Source organism: Pseudomonas sp. S31 (assembly GCF_016648105.1).
GTDB lineage: Bacteria > Pseudomonadota > Gammaproteobacteria > Pseudomonadales > Pseudomonadaceae > Aquipseudomonas.
In genome coordinates this window covers 66,533-84,181 of the sequence record NZ_JACVVE010000017.1, presented here as the reverse complement: position 1 = coordinate 84,181, position 17,649 = coordinate 66,533, and the positions used below count along the sequence as shown (strand labels likewise).

Genomic DNA, 17,649 nt, shown 5'->3' with positions numbered 1-17,649 from the left:
GCCGCCAAAGGACCTGCCTGAATGACCTACACCCTAGAAGACCTGCTGCACCTCATGGCTCGCCTGCGCGACCCGCAGCATGGCTGCCCCTGGGACCTGAAGCAGAACTACGCGAGCATCGTCCCGCACACCCTCGAAGAGGCCTACGAGGTGGCCGACACCATCGAGCGCGGTGACTTCGAGCACTTGCAGGGCGAGCTCGGCGACCTGCTGTTCCAGGTGGTCTACTACAGCCAGCTGGCCCGGGAAGAAGGGCGCTTCGAGTTCGACGGCGTGGTCGATGGCATCACCCGCAAACTGATCCGCCGCCATCCCCACGTATTCCCCACCGGTGACCTCTACGCGCCGCTGGACACCCCCAGCCTGAGCGAGGCCCAGGTCAAGTCGCGCTGGGAAGAGATCAAGGCCGAGGAACGTGCCGAGAAAAGCGCCCCCGAGCAACTGTCGCTGCTCGACGACGTGCCAGCCGCCTTGCCTGCGTTGTCACGGGCGGCCAAGCTGCAGAAGCGCGCGGCCACGGTCGGTTTCGACTGGCCCGAGGCCCTGCCGGTGCTGGACAAGGTGCGCGAGGAACTCGACGAGGTCCTGCAGGCCATGGCCGATGGCGACAGCGACGCCTTGGAAGACGAACTCGGCGACTTGCTGTTCGCCACCGTCAACCTGGCCCGTCACCTCAGGCACGATCCGGAAAATGCCCTGCGCCGGGCCAATCGCAAGTTCGAACGACGCTTTCGCTTCATCGAACAGGCATTGCGCGACAGTGGTCGGCCGATCGAAGATTGTAACCTTGACGAACTGGATGCCCTTTGGGGGGAAGCCAAGCGTCAGGAAAAGAACCTGCCCAGCTGCGGCTGAGCTGATGCATAAGTGAGTGAAAAAATGAGCCTTTCCCTTCGCGACCAATTGCTCAAAGCCGGTCTGGTCAACCAGAAACAGGTTTCCCAGGCCAACAAGGCCGAGAAGAAACAGAAACGCCTGGAGCACAAAGGCCAGGTCGAGGTGGACGACAGCCAGCAGCGCCTGGCCAAGGAAGCCATGGCCGACAAGGCCAAGCGCGACCAGGAGTTGAATCGCCAACAGCAGGAGAAGGCCGAGCAGAAGGCCCGTGCCGCGCAGATCAAGCAGCTGATCGAAGCGACCCGGCTGCCCAAGCTCACCACCGAGGATTACTACAACTTCGTCGATGACAAGAAGGTCAAGCGCATCGCCGTCAACGCCCTCATGCGCAGCAAGCTGAGCAACGGCTCGCTGGCCATCGTGTCGTTCGGCGGGGGCTATGAGGTGATTCCGCGCGAGGCCGCGGTAAAGATCCAGGAGCGCGACCCCAATCGCATCCTGCTGCTCAACACCCATGTCGAGGAAGCCGACGAGGACGATCCGTACGCGGCTTACAAGATCCCGGACGATCTGATGTGGTAAACCTGAAAAACCCCGCCTAGGCGGGGTTTTTGCTGGTTGCTCTGGGTCATTGCGAGGCGCGCTGGCTTTCCAGTTCTTCAAGCTCTACACGGTACAGGTGGGCTTCGTGCTCAGTGTGGAACATTCCCACCAATTCGCCCTGTTGATGCACATCCCAGATCCGCACGCCAGCGGCCAGGCCTTCGTGGGACATTTTCGATTCGTCGCGTTCGGTTACTTGGACAGTCATCGGTAAACTCCACTTCTTGAGTTGGCTGCGACACTGTGTCGCACAACCCCTTTATAGAGTTTGTTAGCAGGCTAAGTAAATAAAACGCCCATTAAACAAGTTTCATGAAGGGCTTGGGTTGAGGGTTGTTGTGGTGCATAAACCGCGTACGCGCGCAGATCCCACAGGCATCATTGGCCCGAAACAAACGTAGGAGCGAGCGAACGCTCGCGATGCGCCGCGCGGGCGGCGCTCGATATCAGCCGCACTGCATCCATCAAGCCGAGCCCATCAAAAAGCCCCGCACTAGGCGGGGCTTGTGTGGTACTGGCGCGGATCAGTTGCCTTTCACCGACTTGCCATCGACCGTGCCATCCTGCAGCACGATCACGTATTCCTTGCCGTCGGTCTCGACCTGGCGCAGTTGCACCAGCAGGTAGTCCCAATCCTTGGCGAACCACAGCTCGGTGATGCGCTTGCTCTGGCTCGGGTCGCGCACGCGCTCGACCTTGACTGCATCGACCTGGCCGGTCTTGGTGGTGACTTTTTCGGTACCGAGCACGCGGAAGTCGTAGGTGTCGATCTCGTCACCATCGACTACCTGATAGGTCATGCTCTTCTTGCCTGCGGCCACGTCATGCTGCAAGGCCAGCTGGTAGGAGGACTTGTCCAGCACGCCGCGGTTGAGCGGCAGGTTGATGGCATCGCCACGGTCCTTGCCGGTGACCTTCTTGCTCGACCAGTCGAAATCCAGGTCGACCTTCTTGGCCTTGCCCAGGCCGCCACGCTCGAAGTGGTACTTCTGCGGCAGCAGGGTGTCGTTGTCCATGCGCAGGGTGCTTTGCTCGGTCAGGCTGGCGATCATCATGGAGGCCTTGAAGTTAAGGTCCCAGGTACCGTTGGCATTCTTGACCAGGCTGCGCTCGGCAGTACCGCTCATGGGCAGCTGCTTCCAGTCGGCGGTGTAGCTGGCCGAGAAAGGCTTCAGTTCAGCTGCCTGGAGGGGCAGGGCTAGCACGGCGAGAGCCAAGAGCAGGGCACGACGCATAAATTCTCCTAGGGTCGAATCAAGTGACCGCTGGCCGCCAGCGGCTGGCCATCCAGTAACGCACCCTGTTCGCCCAGGCGCAAGCGCCCTTGGGCAAACCAGTGCACCGCCAGCGGGTAGATCTGGTGTTCCTGGTGGTGAACCCGTTGCGCCAGGCTGTCTGCAGTATCGTCCGGCGCCACCGCAACCACAGCCTGTACGACCAATGGCCCGCCATCGAGTTCCTCGGTGACGAAGTGTACGCTGCAGCCATGCTCGGTGTCGCCTGCCTCCAAGGCCCGGCGGTGCGTGTGCAGGCCTTTGTACTTGGGCAGCAGGGAAGGGTGGATGTTGAGCAGGCGGCCCTGGTAGTGGCGCACGAAGGCGCCACTGAGGATGCGCATGAAGCCGGCCAGCACCACCAGGTCCGGGGCGAAGGCATCGATGCGCGCCATCAGCGCGGCATCGAAGGCTTCACGGCCGTCGAACCCGGCGTGATCGAGCACCAGCGTGTCGATGCCGGCGGCAGCGGCCCGTTGCAGGCCATAGGCGTCGGCGCGGTTGGACACCACTGCGCGGATGCGTACCGGGCTGTCCTCGGCACGGCTGCTGTCGATCAGGGCTTGCAGGTTGCTGCCGGAACCCGACAGCAGTACCACCACGTTGCAGGGCGTGCTCGGCATCAGTGTGCCTTGAGGTTGTTCAGCACGACCTGGGCTGCACCTTCGGCGGCCTCGGCGATGTGGCCGATGACCCATGGCTGTTCACCGGCGGCGCGCAGCTCGTTCAGGGCGGCTTCGACCTGGTCCTGGGCGACGCAGATGACCATGCCGACGCCGCAGTTCAGCACACGGTGCATTTCGTGCTCGTCGACGTTGCCTTTTTCCTGCAGGAAATCGAACACCGCCGGGCGCTGCCAGCTGGCCACGTCGACCACGGCCTGGGCGTTTTTCGGCAGCACGCGCGGGATGTTGTCCAGCAGGCCGCCACCGGTGATGTGGGCCATGGCCTTGACCGCGCCGGTGTTCTTGATCAGTTGCAGCAGTGGCTTGACGTAGATGCGGGTCGGGGCCATCAGCAGGTCGGTCAGCGGCTTGCCGCCCAACTGGGTGTTCTCGATATCGGTGGCCGATACTTCGAGGATCTTGCGGATCAGCGAGTAGCCGTTGGAGTGCGGGCCAGAGGACGGCAGAGCGATCAGCGCGTCGCCGGTGGCAACCTTGGAGCCGTCGATGATCTCGGCCTTTTCCACCACGCCAACGCAGAAGCCGGCCAGGTCGTAGTCTTCGCCTTCGTACATGCCAGGCATTTCGGCGGTTTCACCACCGACCAGCGAGCAGCCGGCCAGTTCGCAACCGGCGCCGATGCCGGTGACCACGGTGGCGGCCACGTCGACGTTGAGCTTGCCGGTGGCGTAGTAGTCGAGGAAGAACAGCGGCTCGGCGCCACACACCACCAGGTCGTTGACGCACATGGCGACCAGGTCCTGGCCGATGCTGTCGTGCTTGTTCAGGTTTAGCGCCAGGCGCAGCTTGGTGCCGACGCCGTCGGTGCCGGAGACCAGCACCGGCTGCTTGTAGCCGGCCGGGATCTCGCAGAGGGCGCCGAAGCCGCCCAGGCCACCCATGACTTCAGGGCGTGCGGTGCGCTTGGCGACGCCCTTGATGCGTTCGACCAGTGCTTCGCCGGCGTCGATGTCTACACCGGCGTCCTTGTAGCTCAGGGAGGGTTGCTTGCTCATTGATCCAGGCCTTTAGGAGGGAGGGATTCTAAAAACGACCGTGACGGCCAAGGCCGGCTTTGCAGCGGCGGCTGCCTGAAACGTCAGAGGTCTGCGAAGGCGCGCGATTTTATCAGGGTTGCCGTGCAGCGGCCATCCTCAGGCCGACGGGCAGGCCAGGAAAGCATGAAAAAAGCACCTTTGCGGGGCTGCGACTGGTTGCCGCCCGGGTCGCTGTATAAGGTATAGGAAAGGCTGCGGCACGAAATGGCCGCCAGCGGGGAGCGTTTCGCCTTGGCGGCGGTCACAGCCAGCACGACGGGCCCCGTGCCATTGGTCATCCGGACAGGAATCCTCCATGCGTTTTCTCAACTTTTCGGTAGCTGTATGCCTCGCCCTGGCCAGCGTCGCCACGCAAGCCGCAACCGTTTCCGGGCTTTACCAGGTGCATGAACCTCTCGAAGGCCAAGGTGCCGAGGCGCGCACCCAGGCCACCGGCAAGGCCCTGGAAACCCTGGTGCTGCGCCTGACCGGCGACCCTAAGGCAGCGCAGAGCCCAGCGCTGGCCGAACTGCGCAAGGATCCACAGCAGATCATCAACCAGGTCGGCACCGAGGCTGGGCCGCCGGAGTCGGTGGTGGTGGAGTTCGACCCAGGCAGCACCGAGCGCGCCTTGCGCAAGGCGGGTCTTGCTCTGTGGGGCAGCAATCGGCCTTCGATCGTGGCTTGGTGGCTAAACGACAATGTCGATGGCAGCAGCCTGGTCGGCGACGGCCAGGCCAGCGCCGAACCGCTGCGCCGCGCCGCCCAGCACCGTGGGTTGCCGTTGCGCCTGCCGCTGGCCGACCTGCAGGAGCAACTGGTGGCCAACGCCGGACAGCTCGAAAGCAGCGATGCGGGGCCGCTGCGCAGCGCATCCGAGCGTTACGCCGCCGATGCCTTGCTGGCCGTGCATGCCCATGAGACCGACGGCAAATGGCAGGGCAAGTGGCAGTTGTGGTTGGGCGATCAACGTGAACAGGGCACGGCCGAAGGCACTGACCAGGCGGCCCTGGCCGATGCCGTGATGCTGGCAGTGAGCAGCCGCCTGGCGCCTCGCTATGTGACCAAGCCTGGTGCCAGCGACGCCTTGCAAGTGCAGTTCCAGGGCGCCAACCTGCAGCGCTATGCCGAACTGGGCCGCGTGCTCGAACCCTATGGTCCACGCCTGCAGATGGCCGAGGGCGATACCCTGACCTACGCCGTGACCGCCAACCGCGAGCAGCTGCGAGCGCAGTTGAGCCTGGCCAAGCTGCAAGAGGTCGCGCCCGAGTCGTCGGCACCAACGCCAGCGCCGACCAGCCAGCCGAGTGTCACGCCAGCCCCCGGCAGCGCACCGCCGCCAGCTGCGCCCAAGCCGTTCGACGGCCTGCGTTTTCGCTGGTAAGGGGTGATGCAGATGATGGACACCCGTCGCTGGATCTGGCTGGGCGTTGCCCTGCTGCTCGCCGTGCTGCTGTATAGCCTGCACAACATCCTTTCACCGTTTCTGGTCGGCATCCTGCTGGCCTACCTGGCCGACCCGCTGGTCGACCGCCTGGAGCGCCTGGGCCTGTCGCGCACCTGGGGCGTGGTCGTGGTGTTTGGCCTGTTCACCTTGATACTGCTGGCCTTGCTGCTGATCCTGATCCCCATGCTGGCCAAGCAGCTGGTGCGCCTGTACGAGCTGGCTCCGCAGATGCTCGACTGGCTGCAGCATGTCGCGCTGCCCTGGGTGCAGGTGCGCCTGGGCCTTGCCGATGGCTTCTGGAAGTTCGACAAGATCAAGGCCGCCATCGGCGCGCACATGGGCCAGACCACCGACATCGTCGGCATGCTGCTATCGCACGCCACCGCCTCGAGCCTGGCCCTGATGGCCTGGCTGGCGAACCTGGTGCTGATTCCGGTGGTGGGGTTCTACCTGCTGCGTGACTGGGACCTGATGATGGCCAAGCTGCGCAGCCTGCTGCCTCGCCAGCGTGAGTCGCAGGTGGTGGGCCTGGCAGGGGAGTGCCATGAAGTGCTGGGGGCCTTCGTGCGGGGCCAGTTGCTGGTGATGGTCGCCTTGGGCTTCATCTATTCCGCCGGCTTGATGCTGGTGGGCCTGGAGCTGGGGCTGTTGATCGGTATGCTCGCCGGCCTGGCCGCCATCGTGCCGTACATGGGGTTCATCATCGGCATCGGGGCGGCGCTGCTGGCCGGCCTGTTCCAGTTTGGCGGCGACCTCTACCCGTTGCTGGGCATCGTCGCGGTGTTCATGGTCGGCCAGGCGCTCGAAGGCATGGTGCTGACGCCCTTGCTGGTGGGTGACCGCATCGGCCTGCACCCAGTGGCGGTGATCTTCGCGATCCTCGCCGGTGGTGAGTTGTTCGGTTTCACCGGGGTGTTGCTGGCCTTGCCGGTGGCGGCGGTGATCATGGTGCTGCTGCGCCATGTGCACGACTTGTACAAGGAGTCGGATATGTATGGTGGGGATGTCGACCCAGAGCTTTAGGTTCCTCACGGATTAGTGGGGAATAACAAAACTCCAGGCCCGCCGACATGCCGCCGGTCTCCAAAAATACCCGCCGCAGTGGCGCAACTCGTTGATTTTATTTGAGCTCTGTGCCTGCGCGATTGTGCCTGTCGCGTTGCCGGTATAGACTTTGCACACTGTTTAGAAAGGGTCCTCCAGGCCGCCCGTCAGCATGAAACCGATCCAGTTGCCCCTGGGTGTGCGTCTACGCGATGACGCCACCTTCATCAACTATTATCCGGGCGCCAATGCCGCGGCGTTGGGCTATGTCGAGCGGTTATGCGAGGCTGACGCCGGCTGGACCGAAAGCCTGATCTACCTGTGGGGCAAGCAGGGGGTCGGGCGTACCCACCTGTTGCAAGCCGCTACCCACCGTTTCCAGCAACTGGGCGAGCCTGCCGTCTACCTGCCCCTGGCGCAACTGCTCGACCGCGGCGTCGAACTGCTCGACCACCTCGAGCAATACGAATTGGTGTGCATCGACGACCTGCATGTCATCGCCGGCAAGGCCGATTGGGAAGAGGCCATGTTCCACCTGTTCAACCGCTTGCGCGACAGTGGTCGACGCTTGCTGCTGGCCGCGTCCAGCTCGCCACGCGAACTGCCGATCAAGCTCGCCGACCTCAAGTCGCGGCTTACCTTGGCACTGATCTTCCAGATGCGCGGAATGTCCGATGAAGACAAGCTGCGCGCCCTGCAGTTGCGCGCCTCGCGCCGCGGCCTGCACCTGACCGACGAGGTCGGGCATTTCATCCTCACCCGGGGCACGCGCAGCATGAGCGCGTTGTTCGATCTGCTCGAGCGCCTCGACCAGGCTTCGCTGCAGGCGCAACGCAAGCTCACCATCCCCTTCCTCAAGGAAACACTCGGCTGGTAGGCCCCGTAAAACCTGGGCTGCAGCCGCAAACAGGAAAAGTCACATCTTTTTCGATAAAATTTGCAAATGATCCTGATAGAAGGCATAGTCGCACCCTTCTAAAGGATTAAGACACGGTCGTGCCCATGCTCAAGCGCTTCGCACCCCTCGTGCCACTCGCACTCGTGACCCTGCTGTTCGGCTGCGCCTCCCAGGGCCCGGTTTCGCAAGCAGAGGATCACCCTTCGGTCGCCGCGCAATCGGCCACCAAGGCTCCCACGCCTGCTTCGTCGGTGTTCGGCGAAGAGGAAGTGGCCACTGAAGATGACCTTCAGGCATTTTCCAGCAGCAAGCCCTACCAGTTGCCGGCCCTGGCCGACAGCATTCTCGAGCGCGGCATGTCGTTGATCGGCACCCGCTACCGCTTTGGCGGCACCTCGGAGAAGTCCGGCTTCGACTGCAGCGGTTTCATCGGCTACCTGTTCCGTGAAGAGGCCGGCATGACCCTGCCGCGCTCGACCCGTGAAATGATCAACGTCGATGCCCCGAAAGTCGCCCGCAACAAGCTCAAGCCAGGCGACCTGCTGTTCTTCAGCACCAATGGTCGTGGCCGCGTCAGCCATGCAGGCATCTACCTGGGTGACAACCAGTTCATCCACTCCAGCAGCCGCCGCAGCGGTGGCGTGCGCATCGACAACCTCGGTGATCGCTACTGGAGCAAGACGTTCATCGAGGCCAAGCGTGCCCTGGCCATGGCGCCGACCAATATCGCGCGCAACTGATATCAAATTGATATATCCTCTCGCGGCGGCGGTGCTTTTGAAAAAAAGCTCGCCGCCGTGCGCATTTACAGAAAGCGTCTAATCTAAATTCTCAACTCTTTTCGGCTGCGGCCGTTCGGTCTCAGACAGGATGTTCTGGCCATGGCGATGATGGCGCGCTTTGCATTTCTTTCCCTGGCGGCTTTGCTTGCCGCCTGTTCCAGCCGTGCCCCGGCACCGCCGCCGGTGGTTCAGCCGCAGGTCACCTATGCCCCGGCCGACACCTCGCCGGTGGCCGATGACGTGCTGATACGGGCCATCGGCCTGGTCGGCACGCCCTATCGCTGGGGTGGCAATACGCCGGACTCGGGCTTCGACTGCAGTGGCCTGATCGGCTACGTGTACCGCGATGCCGCCGGTATCAGCCTGCCACGCACCACCCGTGACATGATCGTCATGCGTGCGCCGAGCGTGGCGATCAACTCGCTGCAATCCGGTGACCTGGTGTTCTTCGCCACCAATGGCGGTTCCCAGGTCAGCCATGCCGGTATCTACGTGGGGGAGGGGCGCTTCGTCCATGCGCCGTCCTCCGGCGGCACGGTACGCCTGGACTACCTGTCCAACAGCTACTGGGCCAAGGCCTATCTGCAGGCCAAGCGGGTGATCCCGTCGGGGCACCTGGCGCAAAACCCGTAGTCTGAGCCGGATCCGGCCGGGTTCGATTGACGCTCAGGGTGCAACCCTCTAACCTTCGCGGCGTGTTTCAGGTGCCCTGCCAGCCTTGACTGGGCAGGGTGAAACTGGGAAGCCGGTGGGCGCCAGCATGGCGCGATTCCGGCGCTGCCCCCGCAACGGTAGGTGAGATCGCAGCCGCGCATGGCCACTGGGTGAAATTGCCCGGGAAGGCGCGCAGGCTTGGGCCCAGGCCCACTCACGAGCCCGGAGACCGGCCTGTCACTGCCAACGGCATCACGGAGGGTGATGCGCGGTGCACCGTGGCCCTTGGCCGCGGCTCCTGCGCGTTCTCCGTCTGCCTGTCCATCGACCTGTCGCCGCTTCTTCGCGTGGCGCCAGCCTGCGGAGAACCCCCTGATGAGCGAAACCCCCGAACGCGACGAACGCCACCTGGCGCGCATGCAGCGCAAGAAGGCGATCATCGACGAGCGCATCGCCAACTCCCCCAACGAATGCGGCCTGCTGCTGGTGCTCACCGGCAACGGCAAGGGCAAGAGCAGCTCGGCCTTCGGCATGCTCGCCCGGGCCCTCGGCCACGGCATGCAGTGCGGTGTGGTGCAGTTCATCAAGGGCCGCAACAGCACCGGCGAGGAGCTGTTCTTCCGGCGCTTCCCCGAACAGGTGCGCTACCACGTGATGGGCGAAGGCTTCACCTGGGAAACCCAGGACCGCCAGCGCGACATCGCCGCCGCCGAAGCGGCCTGGGCGGTATCGCGGCAACTGCTGCAGGACCCGTCGGTGCAGTTCGTGGTGCTCGACGAGCTGAACATCGCCCTCAAGCATGGCTACCTGGACCTCGACCAGGTGCTTGCCGATATCCAGGCGCGCCCGCCGATGCAGCACGTGATCGTCACCGGTCGCGCCGCCAAGCCGGAAATGATCGAGATGGCCGACACCGTGACCGAGATGGGCATGCTCAAGCACGCCTTCCAGGCCGGTATTCGCGCGCAGAAGGGCGTCGAACTGTGAGCCGAACGCGCCACTGCCCGGCTGTGTTGATCGCGGCACCGGCCTCCGGCCAAGGCAAGACCACCGTCACTGCGGCCCTGGCCCGTCTGCACCGCAATCTCGGGCGCAAGGTTCGCGTGTTCAAGTGCGGGCCCGATTTTCTCGACCCGATGATTCTCGAGCGCGCCAGCGGCGCGCCGGTGTACCAGCTCGACCTGTGGATGATCGGCGCCGAGGAAAGCCGCCGCCTGTTGTGGGACGCGGCGGGTGATGCCGAGCTGATCCTCATCGAAGGGGTCATGGGGCTGTTCGACGGCACGCCCTCCAGCGCCGACCTGGCGCGCCATTTCGGTGTGCCGGTGCTGGCGGTGATCGACGGCACGGCCATGGCCCAGACGTTCGGCGCCCTGGCCTTGGGCTTGGCGCGCTACCAGGCCGACCTGCCGTTCGCCGGGGTGCTGGCCAACCGAGTCGGCAGCCTGCGCCACGCGCAATTGCTCGAAGGCAGCCTGACCGAGGGCCTGCGCTGGTACGGCGGGCTGTCGCGCGAGCGCGGCATCGAGCTGCCCAGCCGTCACCTGGGCCTGGTCCAGGCCAGCGAGCTGAATGACCTGGATGCGCGCCTGGACGCCGCTGCCGAAGCCTTGGGCGCCAGTTGCGATGCCGCTTTGCCGCCGCCCGTGGCTTTTGCCGAGCCACAGCCGCAGGCGCGCGCCGCTGCGCTGGCTGGCGTCCGTATCGGCGTGGCGCGGGACGAGGCGTTCGCCTTCACCTATGGCGCCAACCTCGACCTGCTGCGCCAGCTGGGCGCGCAACTGGCGTTCTTCTCGCCGTTGCACGACCGCGAGCTGCCGCAGGTGGACAGCTTGTACCTGCCCGGCGGCTATCCTGAATTGCACCATCACGCGCTGGCCGCCAACGCACCGATGAACGAGGCGATTCGTGCCCACCATGCGGCGGGCAAACCCTTGCTCGCCGAGTGCGGCGGTATGCTCTACCTGCTCGAGGCGCTGACCGACGTGGCCGGCGAGCGCGCCGAACTGCTTGGCCTGCTACCGGGCGAGGCGACCATGCAGAAGCGCCTGGCGGCCCTGGCCCTGCAAGCCGTGGAACTGCCGGAAGGCACCTTGCGCGGCCACACCTACCACCACTCGCTGACCAGCACCGAGCTGCAGCCGATCGCTCGCGGCCAGAGCCCCAATGGCGGGCGTGGCAACGAAGCGGTATATCGCCAGGGGCGCATGACCGCCTCGTACGTGCATTTCTATTTCTCCTCCAACCCTGAAGCGACGGCGGCGCTGCTGCGACCATGAATGATCACGCGTACAGCGCTGCCGAGCGCGCAGCCGTCTACCGGGCCATCGGTGAGCGCCGTGACATGCGCCACTTCGCCGGCGGCACGGTGGCCCCCGAGCTGCTAGGGCGGCTGCTGGCGGCTGCGCACCAGGCGCCGAGCGTCGGCCTGATGCAGCCATGGCGTTTCATTCGCATCAGCCAGCGCGCGCTGCGCGGGCGTATCCAGGCGCTGGTCGAGGAGGAGCGTGTGCGCACGGCCGAGGCGCTGGGCGAGCGCTCCGACGCGTTCATGAAGCTCAAGGTCGAAGGTATCGATGATTGCGCCGAGGTGCTGGTAGCGGCCTTGATGGACAAGCGCGAGGCGCACATCTTCGGCCGCCGCACCCTGCCTGAAATGGACTTGGCCTCGTTGGCCTGCGCCATCCAGAACCTGTGGCTGGCGGCCCGTGCCGAGGGCCTGGGCATGGGTTGGGTGTCGCTGTTCGACCCGCAGGCCCTGGCCGAACTGCTGGGCATGCCCGCCGGGGCCAAGCCGGTGGCGGTGCTGTGCCTGGGGCCGGTACATGAATTCTACGATGCGCCCATGCTGGTGCAGGAGCACTGGGCCGAGGAGCGCCCCCTGGGCGACATGTTGTTCGAGAACCGTTGGGGAGAGCAGCCATGAGCGTGGCCTTGCTGACCGTGGCTGGCGTGGCCCTGGATGCCCTGCTCGGCGAGCCGAGCCGACGCCACCCGCTGGTGGGCTTCGGCAACCTGGCGTCGAACCTGGAGCGGCGCCTGAACGCCGGGGGCCGTGGCTGGCGCAGCCATGGCGTGAGTGCCTGGTTCCTGGCCGTGGTGCCGTTGACCCTGGTGGCGCTGATCCTGTCCTGGCTGCCCTATGTCGGTTGGCTGGTGGACGTGCTGGCGCTGTATTGTGCCCTTGGCCTGCGCAGCCTGGGCGAGCATGTGCTGCCGGTGGCCAATGCCCTGCGCCAAGGCGACCTGGAAGAGGCGCGTCGGCGCGTCGGCTATCTGGTCAGCCGCGAGACCCGTGAGCTGGACGAACCCGCAGTGGCCCGGGCGGCCACCGAGTCGGTGCTGGAAAATGGCAGCGATGCGGTGTTCGCTGCGCTGTTCTGGTTCGTCGTGGCAGGGGCGCCGGGGGTGGTGCTGTACCGCCTGAGCAATACCCTGGATGCCATGTGGGGCTATCGCAACGAGCGCTTCGAGCGCTTCGGCTGGTGCGCGGCACGTATCGACGACGTCCTTAACTACATTCCGGCACGGCTGGTGGCTTTGACCTACGCGCTGCTCGGCCAGACGCGCCTGGCCCTGGCCTGCTGGCGCCGGCAGGCGCCGCTGTGGGACAGCCCCAATGCCGGGCCGGTGATGGCTGCTGGTGCCGGTGCCTTGGCCGTGGAGCTCGGAGGGCCTGCGGTGTACCACGGCGAGCTGCATGAGCGCCCCCGCCTGGGCGAGGGGCCGGTGGCCGATGCCGAGGCCATCGAGCGCGGCTGGAGCCTGGTGCAGCGCGGCGTGTGGCTGTGGCTGCTGCTGATCGCCCTGGGAGGCTGCTTCTATGCTTGAGCACGGAGGCCGCCTGCTACGGGCGGTGCGGCAGTACGGCATCGCTCGCGAAGACTGGCTCGACCTGTCCAGTGGCATCGCTCCCTGGCCTTACCCGATCCCGTCCATTCCCATCGAGGCCTGGGCCCGTCTGCCGGAAACCGAAGATGGCCTGGAACAAGCGGCGCGTCGCTATTACGGCGCACGCCAGCTGCTGCCGGTGGCCGGCTCGCAGGCGGCGATCCAGGCCTTGCCGACGCTGCGCCCGAGCAGCCGGGTCGGCGTGCTGTCGCCCTGTTACGCCGAGCATACCCAGGCCTGGCGACGCGCCGGGCACACGCTGGTCGAGCTCGATGACGCCGAGGTCGACGCCGCGCTCGACCGCCTCGATGTACTGGTGTTGGTCAACCCGAACAACCCCACCGGCCGCTGCGTGCCACGCGCGCGCCTGCTGGCCTGGCACGCGCGCCTGGCGGCACGCGGTGGCTGGCTGCTGGTCGACGAAGCATTCATGGACAACACGCCCGCGCTCAGCGTGATCGACTGCGCCGAGCGCCCCGGGCTGATCGTGCTGCGCTCGTTCGGCAAGTTCTTTGGCCTGGCCGGCGTGCGGCTGGGCTGCGTGGTTGCCGAACAGCCGTTGTTGCAGCGCCTGGCGGAACTGCTCGGGCCGTGGACCGTCAGCGGCCCGACCCGGGTGCTGGCCCAGACCTGTTTCGCCGACCAGGCCGCCCATGCCCGGCAGATCGCACGGTGCCGCGAGGCCAGCCAACGCCTGGCGGCCCTGCTTCGCACTCACGGCCTGGCGCCCAGCGGCGGCTGTGACCTGTTCCAGTACGTGCGCAGCGATCGCGCCGCGCAGCTGCATGACTTTCTCGCCCGCCGCGGCATCCTCGTGCGCCTGTTCGAGCAGCCTGCGGCGGTGCGCCTGGGCCTGCCCGCCAACGCCACGGACGAACAGCGCCTGGCCCAGGCCCTGGCTGACTATCACAAGGAAACGGCATGACCACCCTCATGGTGCAAGGCACCACCTCCGATGCCGGCAAGAGCACGCTGGTCACCGCCCTGTGCCGTTGGCTGCTGCGCCAGGGCATCGGCGTGGTGCCGTTCAAGCCGCAGAACATGGCGCTCAACAGCGCGGTGACTGCCGATGGTGGCGAGATCGGTCGCGCCCAGGCGGTGCAGGCCCAGGCCTGCCGGCTGGCGCCGCATACCGACATGAACCCGGTGCTGCTCAAGCCCAACAGCGATACCGGCGCCCAGGTGATCATCCACGGCCGTGCCGTCACCAGCATGAACGCGGTGGCCTATCACGACTACAAGGCCATCGCCATGCAAGCGGTGCTGGCCTCGCACCAGCGCCTGTCTGCCGACTACCCGGTGGTGATGGTCGAGGGCGCGGGCTCGCCCGCCGAGATCAACCTGCGTGCCGGCGACATCGCCAACATGGGCTTCGCCGAGGCGGTCGACTGCCCGGTGATCCTGGTCGCCGACATCAATCGCGGGGGTGTCTTCGCCCACCTGGTCGGCACCCTCGAACTGCTTTCGCCCAGCGAGCAGGCGCGGGTCAAGGGCTTCGTGATCAATCGCTTTCGCGGCGACATCGCCTTGCTCCAGCCGGGCCTCGATTGGCTCGAGCAGCGTACCGGCAAGCCAGTACTCGGCGTGCTGCCTTATGTCACCGACCTGCACCTGGAGGCCGAGGATGGCATCGACGTACGCCAGGCGGTCAAGCGCGAGCGCGTGCTCAAGGTGATCGTCCCGGTACTGCCGCGTATCAGCAACCACACCGACTTCGACCCACTGCGCCTGCACCCGCAGGTTGACCTGCAATTCATCGGTCCGGGCCAGCCGATCCCGCCCGCCGACCTGATCATCCTGCCGGGCTCCAAGAGCGTGCGCGGCGACCTCGCGCAACTGCGCGCTCGCGGCTGGGACCGCGCCATTGCCCGGCACCTGCGCTATGGCGGCAAGCTCATCGGCATTTGCGGCGGGCTGCAGATGCTCGGCCGCGAAGTGCACGACCCCCTGGGCCTGGAAGGGTCGGCTGGCTCCAGCCTCGGGCTTGGCCTGCTCGACTACGCCACGGTGCTCGAAGCCGACAAGCAGCTGCGCAACGTCGCCGGTACCTTGGACCTGGAGGCCGCGCCGGTGACTGGCTACGAGATCCATGCCGGCGTCACTACCGGCGCGGCCCTGGAGCATCCTGCCGTGCGCTTGGCCGATGGCCGCTGCGACGGTGCGCTCAGCGCCGATGGGCAGATCCTCGCCACCTACCTGCATGGCCTGTTCGAGGGCAGCCAGTCCTGCGCCGCGCTGCTGCGCTGGGCGGGCCTGGAGGATGTGCAACCGGTCGACTACGAGGCCTTGCGCGAACGCGACATCGAGCGCCTGGCCGACCTGGTGGAAAAGCACCTGGACACCGCGCTGCTCCGCCAACTCTGTGGAGTCGCCTGATATGCGCAACCTGATTCTCGGCGGCGCCCGTTCTGGCAAGAGCCGCCTGGCCGAACGGCTGGCCAGCGAAAGCGGACTGCCGGTCACCTATATCGCCACCAGCGAGCCGCTGGACGGTGAAATGAACGAACGCGTGCGCCTGCACCGCGAGCGTCGGCCCGCTGCCTGGGGGTTGATCGAAGAGCCTCTGGCGCTGGCCCATGTGCTGCGCGCCGAGGCCGTCGCCGGGCGTTGCCTGCTGGTCGATTGCCTGACCCTGTGGCTGACCAACCTGCTGATGCTCGAAGACGACCAGCGCCTGGCCGCAGAGCGCGATGCGCTGCTCGACTGCCTGGAACAACTGCCCGGCACAATCATCCTGGTCAGCAACGAAACCGGCCTGGGCGTAGTGCCCATGGGCGAGCTGACCCGTCGTTACGTCGACCAGGCAGGCTGGTTGCATCAGGCCGTGGCCGAGCGTTGCCAGCGCGTGGTGCTGACCGTGGCCGGCCTGCCTCTCATGCTCAAAGGACCTGCTCTATGAATCCGACCTGGTGGTGCGACGCCTGCCACGCACTTGACCACAGCGCCCTGCAACAGGCCCGCGAACGCCAGCGGCAGCTGACCAAACCCGCAGGCTCCCTGGGCCAGCTCGAAGGCCTGGCTGAACGCCTGGCTGGCCTGCAAGGTTGCGAACGCCCCAGCCTGGAGCGGGTCGCCATCGGCCTGTTCGCCGGTGATCATGGGGTGGTCGAGGAGGGCGTTTCGGCCTATCCGCAAGCGGTCACCGGGCAGATGCTGCGCAACTTCGTCGGTGGTGGCGCGGCCATCAGCGTGCTGGCTCGGGAGCTGGGGGCCAGCCTCGAGGTGGTCGACCTGGGTACCATCGACCTCAGCCTCGATCTGCCCGGTGTGCGCCATTTGCGTGTGGCCGCCGGTACCGCCAACTTCGCTCGCCAGCCGGCGATGACCGACAGTCAGTTGCAGGCCGCCTTGCAGGCCGGGCGTGACAGCGCGCTGCGAGCGGCCGGAGGCGGTGCGCAGCTGTTCATCGGTGGCGAGATGGGCATTGGCAACACGACCTCGGCCGCCGCCTTGGCCTCTGTCCTGCTCGACTGTCCGGCACTGGCGCTGAGCGGCCCGGGTACTGGCCTGGACCAAGCGGGGGTGCGGCACAAGGCCGAGGTGATCGAGCGCGCGCGCCTGCTGCATGGCCTGCGCGCCGACGAGCCGCTGCGAGCACTGGCCTGTGTCGGCGGCCTGGAGATCGCGGCGCTGGCCGGGGCCTACCTGGCTTGCGCCCAGGCCGGCATCGCGGTGCTGGTCGACGGCTTCATCTGCAGCGTCGCGGCGCTGCTGGCCGTACGCCTGAATCCGCAGTGCCGCGATTGGCTGCTGTTTGCCCACCAGGGCGCCGAGCCAGGTCACCAAGCCGTGCTCGAAACCCTGCAGGCCGACCCGCTGCTGGCCCTCGGCCTGCGTCTGGGCGAGGGCAGTGGCGCGGCGCTGGCCGTGCCGCTGTTGCGCCTGGCCTGCGCGCTGCATGGGCAGATGGCGACTTTTGCCGAAGCTGCAGTGGCGGACCGTCCGGCGTGAGGCTCGACCTGTTGCGCCATGGTGCGACCGAACTGGGTGGCGGCTTGCGCGGCAGCCTCGACGATGCCCTGACCGAGCAGGGTTGGGCGCAGATGCACGCAGGCATTGCTGGGGCGGGTCCATGGGATGTGCTGGTGACCTCGCCGCTGCAGCGTTGCGCACGGTTCGCCGAAACCCTGGGAAGCCGCCTGGGCCTGACGGTCCAGTGCGAAGCCGATGTGCAGGAGCTGCATTTCGGCGCCTGGGAAGGGCGCAGCGCGGCGCAGATCATGCAGACCGACGCCGATGGACTGGGGCGTTTCTGGGCCGATCCCTACGCCTTCACGCCACCTGACGGCGAGCCGGTACTGGCGTTCGATCAGCGGGTGAGCCGCGCGATCGAAACGCTGGCCCGGCAGCATGCCGGCAAACGCGTGCTGCTGGTGACCCACGGTGGTGTGATGCGCTTGTTGCTGGCTCGCGCCCGTGGCCTGCCCAGGGAGCAGTTGCTGCAGGTCGAGGTGCGGCACGGTGCGTTGGTACACCTGGCAGTGGGTGATGACGGGCAGTTACGGGAGGTGAGTTGA

Annotated in this window: 21 protein-coding genes and 1 riboswitch; of the genes, 16 read left to right on the top strand and 5 right to left on the bottom strand. The window is 66.2% G+C overall.

Annotated features, from left to right (window positions below):
- The first annotated feature begins 21 nt into the window (after positions 1-21).
- Together mazG and IAE37_RS14610 are read left to right on the top strand one after the other, a co-directional pair.
- A complete protein-coding gene (gene mazG, locus IAE37_RS14615; protein ID WP_201174706.1) occupies positions 22-855 on the top strand; it encodes a nucleoside triphosphate pyrophosphohydrolase in 834 nt (277 codons plus the stop codon).
- A 24-nt stretch (positions 856-879) separates the two neighbouring features.
- Positions 880-1,419: a DUF2058 domain-containing protein gene (locus tag IAE37_RS14610; RefSeq protein WP_201174704.1), complete on the top strand. Its 540-nt coding sequence runs from the start codon at positions 880-882 to the stop codon at positions 1,417-1,419.
- Between the two features lie 46 nt (positions 1,420-1,465).
- Here the strand turns inward: IAE37_RS14610 and IAE37_RS14605 are convergent, their stop codons facing one another.
- The 5 genes from IAE37_RS14605 to IAE37_RS14585 form a co-directional block, all read right to left on the bottom strand.
- Entirely contained in the window at positions 1,466-1,648 is a 183-nt protein-coding gene (locus tag IAE37_RS14605; protein ID WP_201174702.1) for a hypothetical protein, read from the bottom strand.
- 316 nt (positions 1,649-1,964) lie between these two features.
- Complete coding sequence (locus tag IAE37_RS14600; RefSeq protein ID WP_201174701.1) at positions 1,965-2,675, bottom strand: DUF3108 domain-containing protein; 711 nt, start codon at positions 2,673-2,675, stop codon at positions 1,965-1,967.
- Between the two features lie 8 nt (positions 2,676-2,683).
- Positions 2,684-3,337, bottom strand: coding sequence for a phosphoribosylglycinamide formyltransferase (purN, locus tag IAE37_RS14595; RefSeq protein WP_201174700.1), 654 nt, complete (start codon positions 3,335-3,337; stop codon positions 2,684-2,686).
- Positions 3,337-4,395, bottom strand: coding sequence for a phosphoribosylformylglycinamidine cyclo-ligase (purM, locus tag IAE37_RS14590; protein WP_201174699.1), 1,059 nt, complete (start codon positions 4,393-4,395; stop codon positions 3,337-3,339). The genes purN and purM overlap by 1 nt, the downstream gene beginning before the upstream one ends.
- 83 nt (positions 4,396-4,478) lie before the next feature.
- Positions 4,479-4,715 (bottom strand): hypothetical protein, encoded by a 237-nt coding sequence (locus IAE37_RS14585; protein ID WP_201174698.1) that lies wholly within the window; start codon positions 4,713-4,715, stop codon positions 4,479-4,481.
- Positions 4,716-4,732: 17 nt separating this feature from the next.
- Here IAE37_RS14585 and IAE37_RS14580 point away from each other — a divergent pair, with 17 nt between their 5' ends.
- From IAE37_RS14580 to cobC, 14 genes are all read left to right on the top strand, one after another.
- A complete protein-coding gene (locus tag IAE37_RS14580) occupies positions 4,733-5,800 on the top strand; it encodes a DUF2066 domain-containing protein (protein WP_201174697.1) in 1,068 nt (355 codons plus the stop codon).
- Between the two features lie 12 nt (positions 5,801-5,812).
- On the top strand, positions 5,813-6,886 hold the full coding sequence (locus IAE37_RS14575; protein ID WP_201174696.1) for an AI-2E family transporter: 1,074 nt from the start codon (positions 5,813-5,815) through the stop codon (positions 6,884-6,886).
- Between the two features lie 193 nt (positions 6,887-7,079).
- A complete protein-coding gene (gene hda / locus IAE37_RS14570; protein ID WP_133331767.1) occupies positions 7,080-7,784 on the top strand; it encodes a DnaA regulatory inactivator Hda in 705 nt (234 codons plus the stop codon).
- Between the two features lie 125 nt (positions 7,785-7,909).
- Entirely contained in the window at positions 7,910-8,545 is a 636-nt protein-coding gene (locus IAE37_RS14565; RefSeq protein ID WP_201174695.1) for a C40 family peptidase, read from the top strand.
- A gap of 141 nt (positions 8,546-8,686) precedes the next feature.
- The gene (locus IAE37_RS14560) at positions 8,687-9,220 is read left to right on the top strand and encodes a C40 family peptidase (protein ID WP_201174694.1); all 534 of its coding nucleotides are present in this window, start codon (positions 8,687-8,689) and stop codon (positions 9,218-9,220) included.
- A 52-nt stretch (positions 9,221-9,272) separates the two neighbouring features.
- Positions 9,273-9,493: riboswitch (cobalamin riboswitch) on the top strand.
- A gap of 123 nt (positions 9,494-9,616) precedes the next feature.
- On the top strand, positions 9,617-10,228 hold the full coding sequence (gene cobO / locus IAE37_RS14555) for a cob(I)yrinic acid a,c-diamide adenosyltransferase (protein ID WP_201174692.1): 612 nt from the start codon (positions 9,617-9,619) through the stop codon (positions 10,226-10,228).
- A complete protein-coding gene (locus IAE37_RS14550) occupies positions 10,225-11,520 on the top strand; it encodes a cobyrinate a,c-diamide synthase (RefSeq protein WP_201174689.1) in 1,296 nt (431 codons plus the stop codon). The genes cobO and IAE37_RS14550 overlap by 4 nt, the downstream gene beginning before the upstream one ends.
- Positions 11,517-12,167 (top strand): 5,6-dimethylbenzimidazole synthase, encoded by a 651-nt coding sequence (gene bluB / locus IAE37_RS14545; protein ID WP_201174688.1) that lies wholly within the window; start codon positions 11,517-11,519, stop codon positions 12,165-12,167. Before IAE37_RS14550 ends, bluB begins: the two co-directional genes overlap by 4 nt.
- Complete coding sequence (gene cbiB, locus IAE37_RS14540; protein WP_201174687.1) at positions 12,164-13,072, top strand: adenosylcobinamide-phosphate synthase CbiB; 909 nt, start codon at positions 12,164-12,166, stop codon at positions 13,070-13,072. Before bluB ends, cbiB begins: the two co-directional genes overlap by 4 nt.
- The gene (gene cobD, locus IAE37_RS14535) at positions 13,065-14,057 is read left to right on the top strand and encodes a threonine-phosphate decarboxylase CobD (protein ID WP_201174685.1); all 993 of its coding nucleotides are present in this window, start codon (positions 13,065-13,067) and stop codon (positions 14,055-14,057) included. The genes cbiB and cobD overlap by 8 nt, the downstream gene beginning before the upstream one ends.
- Positions 14,054-15,508, top strand: a complete 1,455-nt coding sequence (locus tag IAE37_RS14530) for a cobyric acid synthase (protein WP_201174682.1) — start codon at positions 14,054-14,056, stop codon at positions 15,506-15,508. The genes cobD and IAE37_RS14530 overlap by 4 nt, the downstream gene beginning before the upstream one ends.
- A 1-nt stretch (position 15,509) precedes the next feature.
- The gene (gene cobU, locus IAE37_RS14525; RefSeq protein WP_201174681.1) at positions 15,510-16,031 is read left to right on the top strand and encodes a bifunctional adenosylcobinamide kinase/adenosylcobinamide-phosphate guanylyltransferase; all 522 of its coding nucleotides are present in this window, start codon (positions 15,510-15,512) and stop codon (positions 16,029-16,031) included.
- Positions 16,028-17,083 (top strand): nicotinate-nucleotide--dimethylbenzimidazole phosphoribosyltransferase, encoded by a 1,056-nt coding sequence (cobT, locus tag IAE37_RS14520; protein ID WP_201174679.1) that lies wholly within the window; start codon positions 16,028-16,030, stop codon positions 17,081-17,083. The genes cobU and cobT overlap by 4 nt, the downstream gene beginning before the upstream one ends.
- Positions 17,080-17,649 carry an alpha-ribazole phosphatase family protein gene (gene cobC, locus IAE37_RS14515; protein ID WP_201174677.1) on the top strand — a complete coding sequence of 190 codons (570 nt, stop codon included), beginning with the start codon at positions 17,080-17,082 and terminating at the stop codon, positions 17,647-17,649. Before cobT ends, cobC begins: the two co-directional genes overlap by 4 nt.

Coding starts and splice junctions, on each gene's coding strand:
- IAE37_RS14575 (WP_201174696.1), top strand. CDS start 5,813: ATGATGGACACCCGTCGCTGGATCTGGCTGGGCGTTGCCCTGCTGCTC.
- IAE37_RS14610 (WP_201174704.1), top strand. CDS start 880: ATGAGCCTTTCCCTTCGCGACCAATTGCTCAAAGCCGGTCTGGTCAAC.
- purM (WP_201174699.1), bottom strand. CDS start 4,395: ATGAGCAAGCAACCCTCCCTGAGCTACAAGGACGCCGGTGTAGACATC.
- IAE37_RS14560 (WP_201174694.1), top strand. CDS start 8,687: ATGGCGATGATGGCGCGCTTTGCATTTCTTTCCCTGGCGGCTTTGCTT.
- mazG (WP_201174706.1), top strand. CDS start 22: ATGACCTACACCCTAGAAGACCTGCTGCACCTCATGGCTCGCCTGCGC.
- hda (WP_133331767.1), top strand. CDS start 7,080: ATGAAACCGATCCAGTTGCCCCTGGGTGTGCGTCTACGCGATGACGCC.
- cobT (WP_201174679.1), top strand. CDS start 16,028: ATGAATCCGACCTGGTGGTGCGACGCCTGCCACGCACTTGACCACAGC.
- cobD (WP_201174685.1), top strand. CDS start 13,065: ATGCTTGAGCACGGAGGCCGCCTGCTACGGGCGGTGCGGCAGTACGGC.
- IAE37_RS14565 (WP_201174695.1), top strand. CDS start 7,910: ATGCTCAAGCGCTTCGCACCCCTCGTGCCACTCGCACTCGTGACCCTG.
- cobO (WP_201174692.1), top strand. CDS start 9,617: ATGAGCGAAACCCCCGAACGCGACGAACGCCACCTGGCGCGCATGCAG.
- cbiB (WP_201174687.1), top strand. CDS start 12,164: ATGAGCGTGGCCTTGCTGACCGTGGCTGGCGTGGCCCTGGATGCCCTG.
- purN (WP_201174700.1), bottom strand. CDS start 3,337: ATGCCGAGCACGCCCTGCAACGTGGTGGTACTGCTGTCGGGTTCCGGC.
- IAE37_RS14585 (WP_201174698.1), bottom strand. CDS start 4,715: ATGACCAATGGCACGGGGCCCGTCGTGCTGGCTGTGACCGCCGCCAAG.
- IAE37_RS14530 (WP_201174682.1), top strand. CDS start 14,054: ATGACCACCCTCATGGTGCAAGGCACCACCTCCGATGCCGGCAAGAGC.
- bluB (WP_201174688.1), top strand. CDS start 11,517: ATGAATGATCACGCGTACAGCGCTGCCGAGCGCGCAGCCGTCTACCGG.
- cobU (WP_201174681.1), top strand. CDS start 15,510: ATGCGCAACCTGATTCTCGGCGGCGCCCGTTCTGGCAAGAGCCGCCTG.
- IAE37_RS14605 (WP_201174702.1), bottom strand. CDS start 1,648: ATGACTGTCCAAGTAACCGAACGCGACGAATCGAAAATGTCCCACGAA.
- IAE37_RS14580 (WP_201174697.1), top strand. CDS start 4,733: ATGCGTTTTCTCAACTTTTCGGTAGCTGTATGCCTCGCCCTGGCCAGC.
- IAE37_RS14600 (WP_201174701.1), bottom strand. CDS start 2,675: ATGCGTCGTGCCCTGCTCTTGGCTCTCGCCGTGCTAGCCCTGCCCCTC.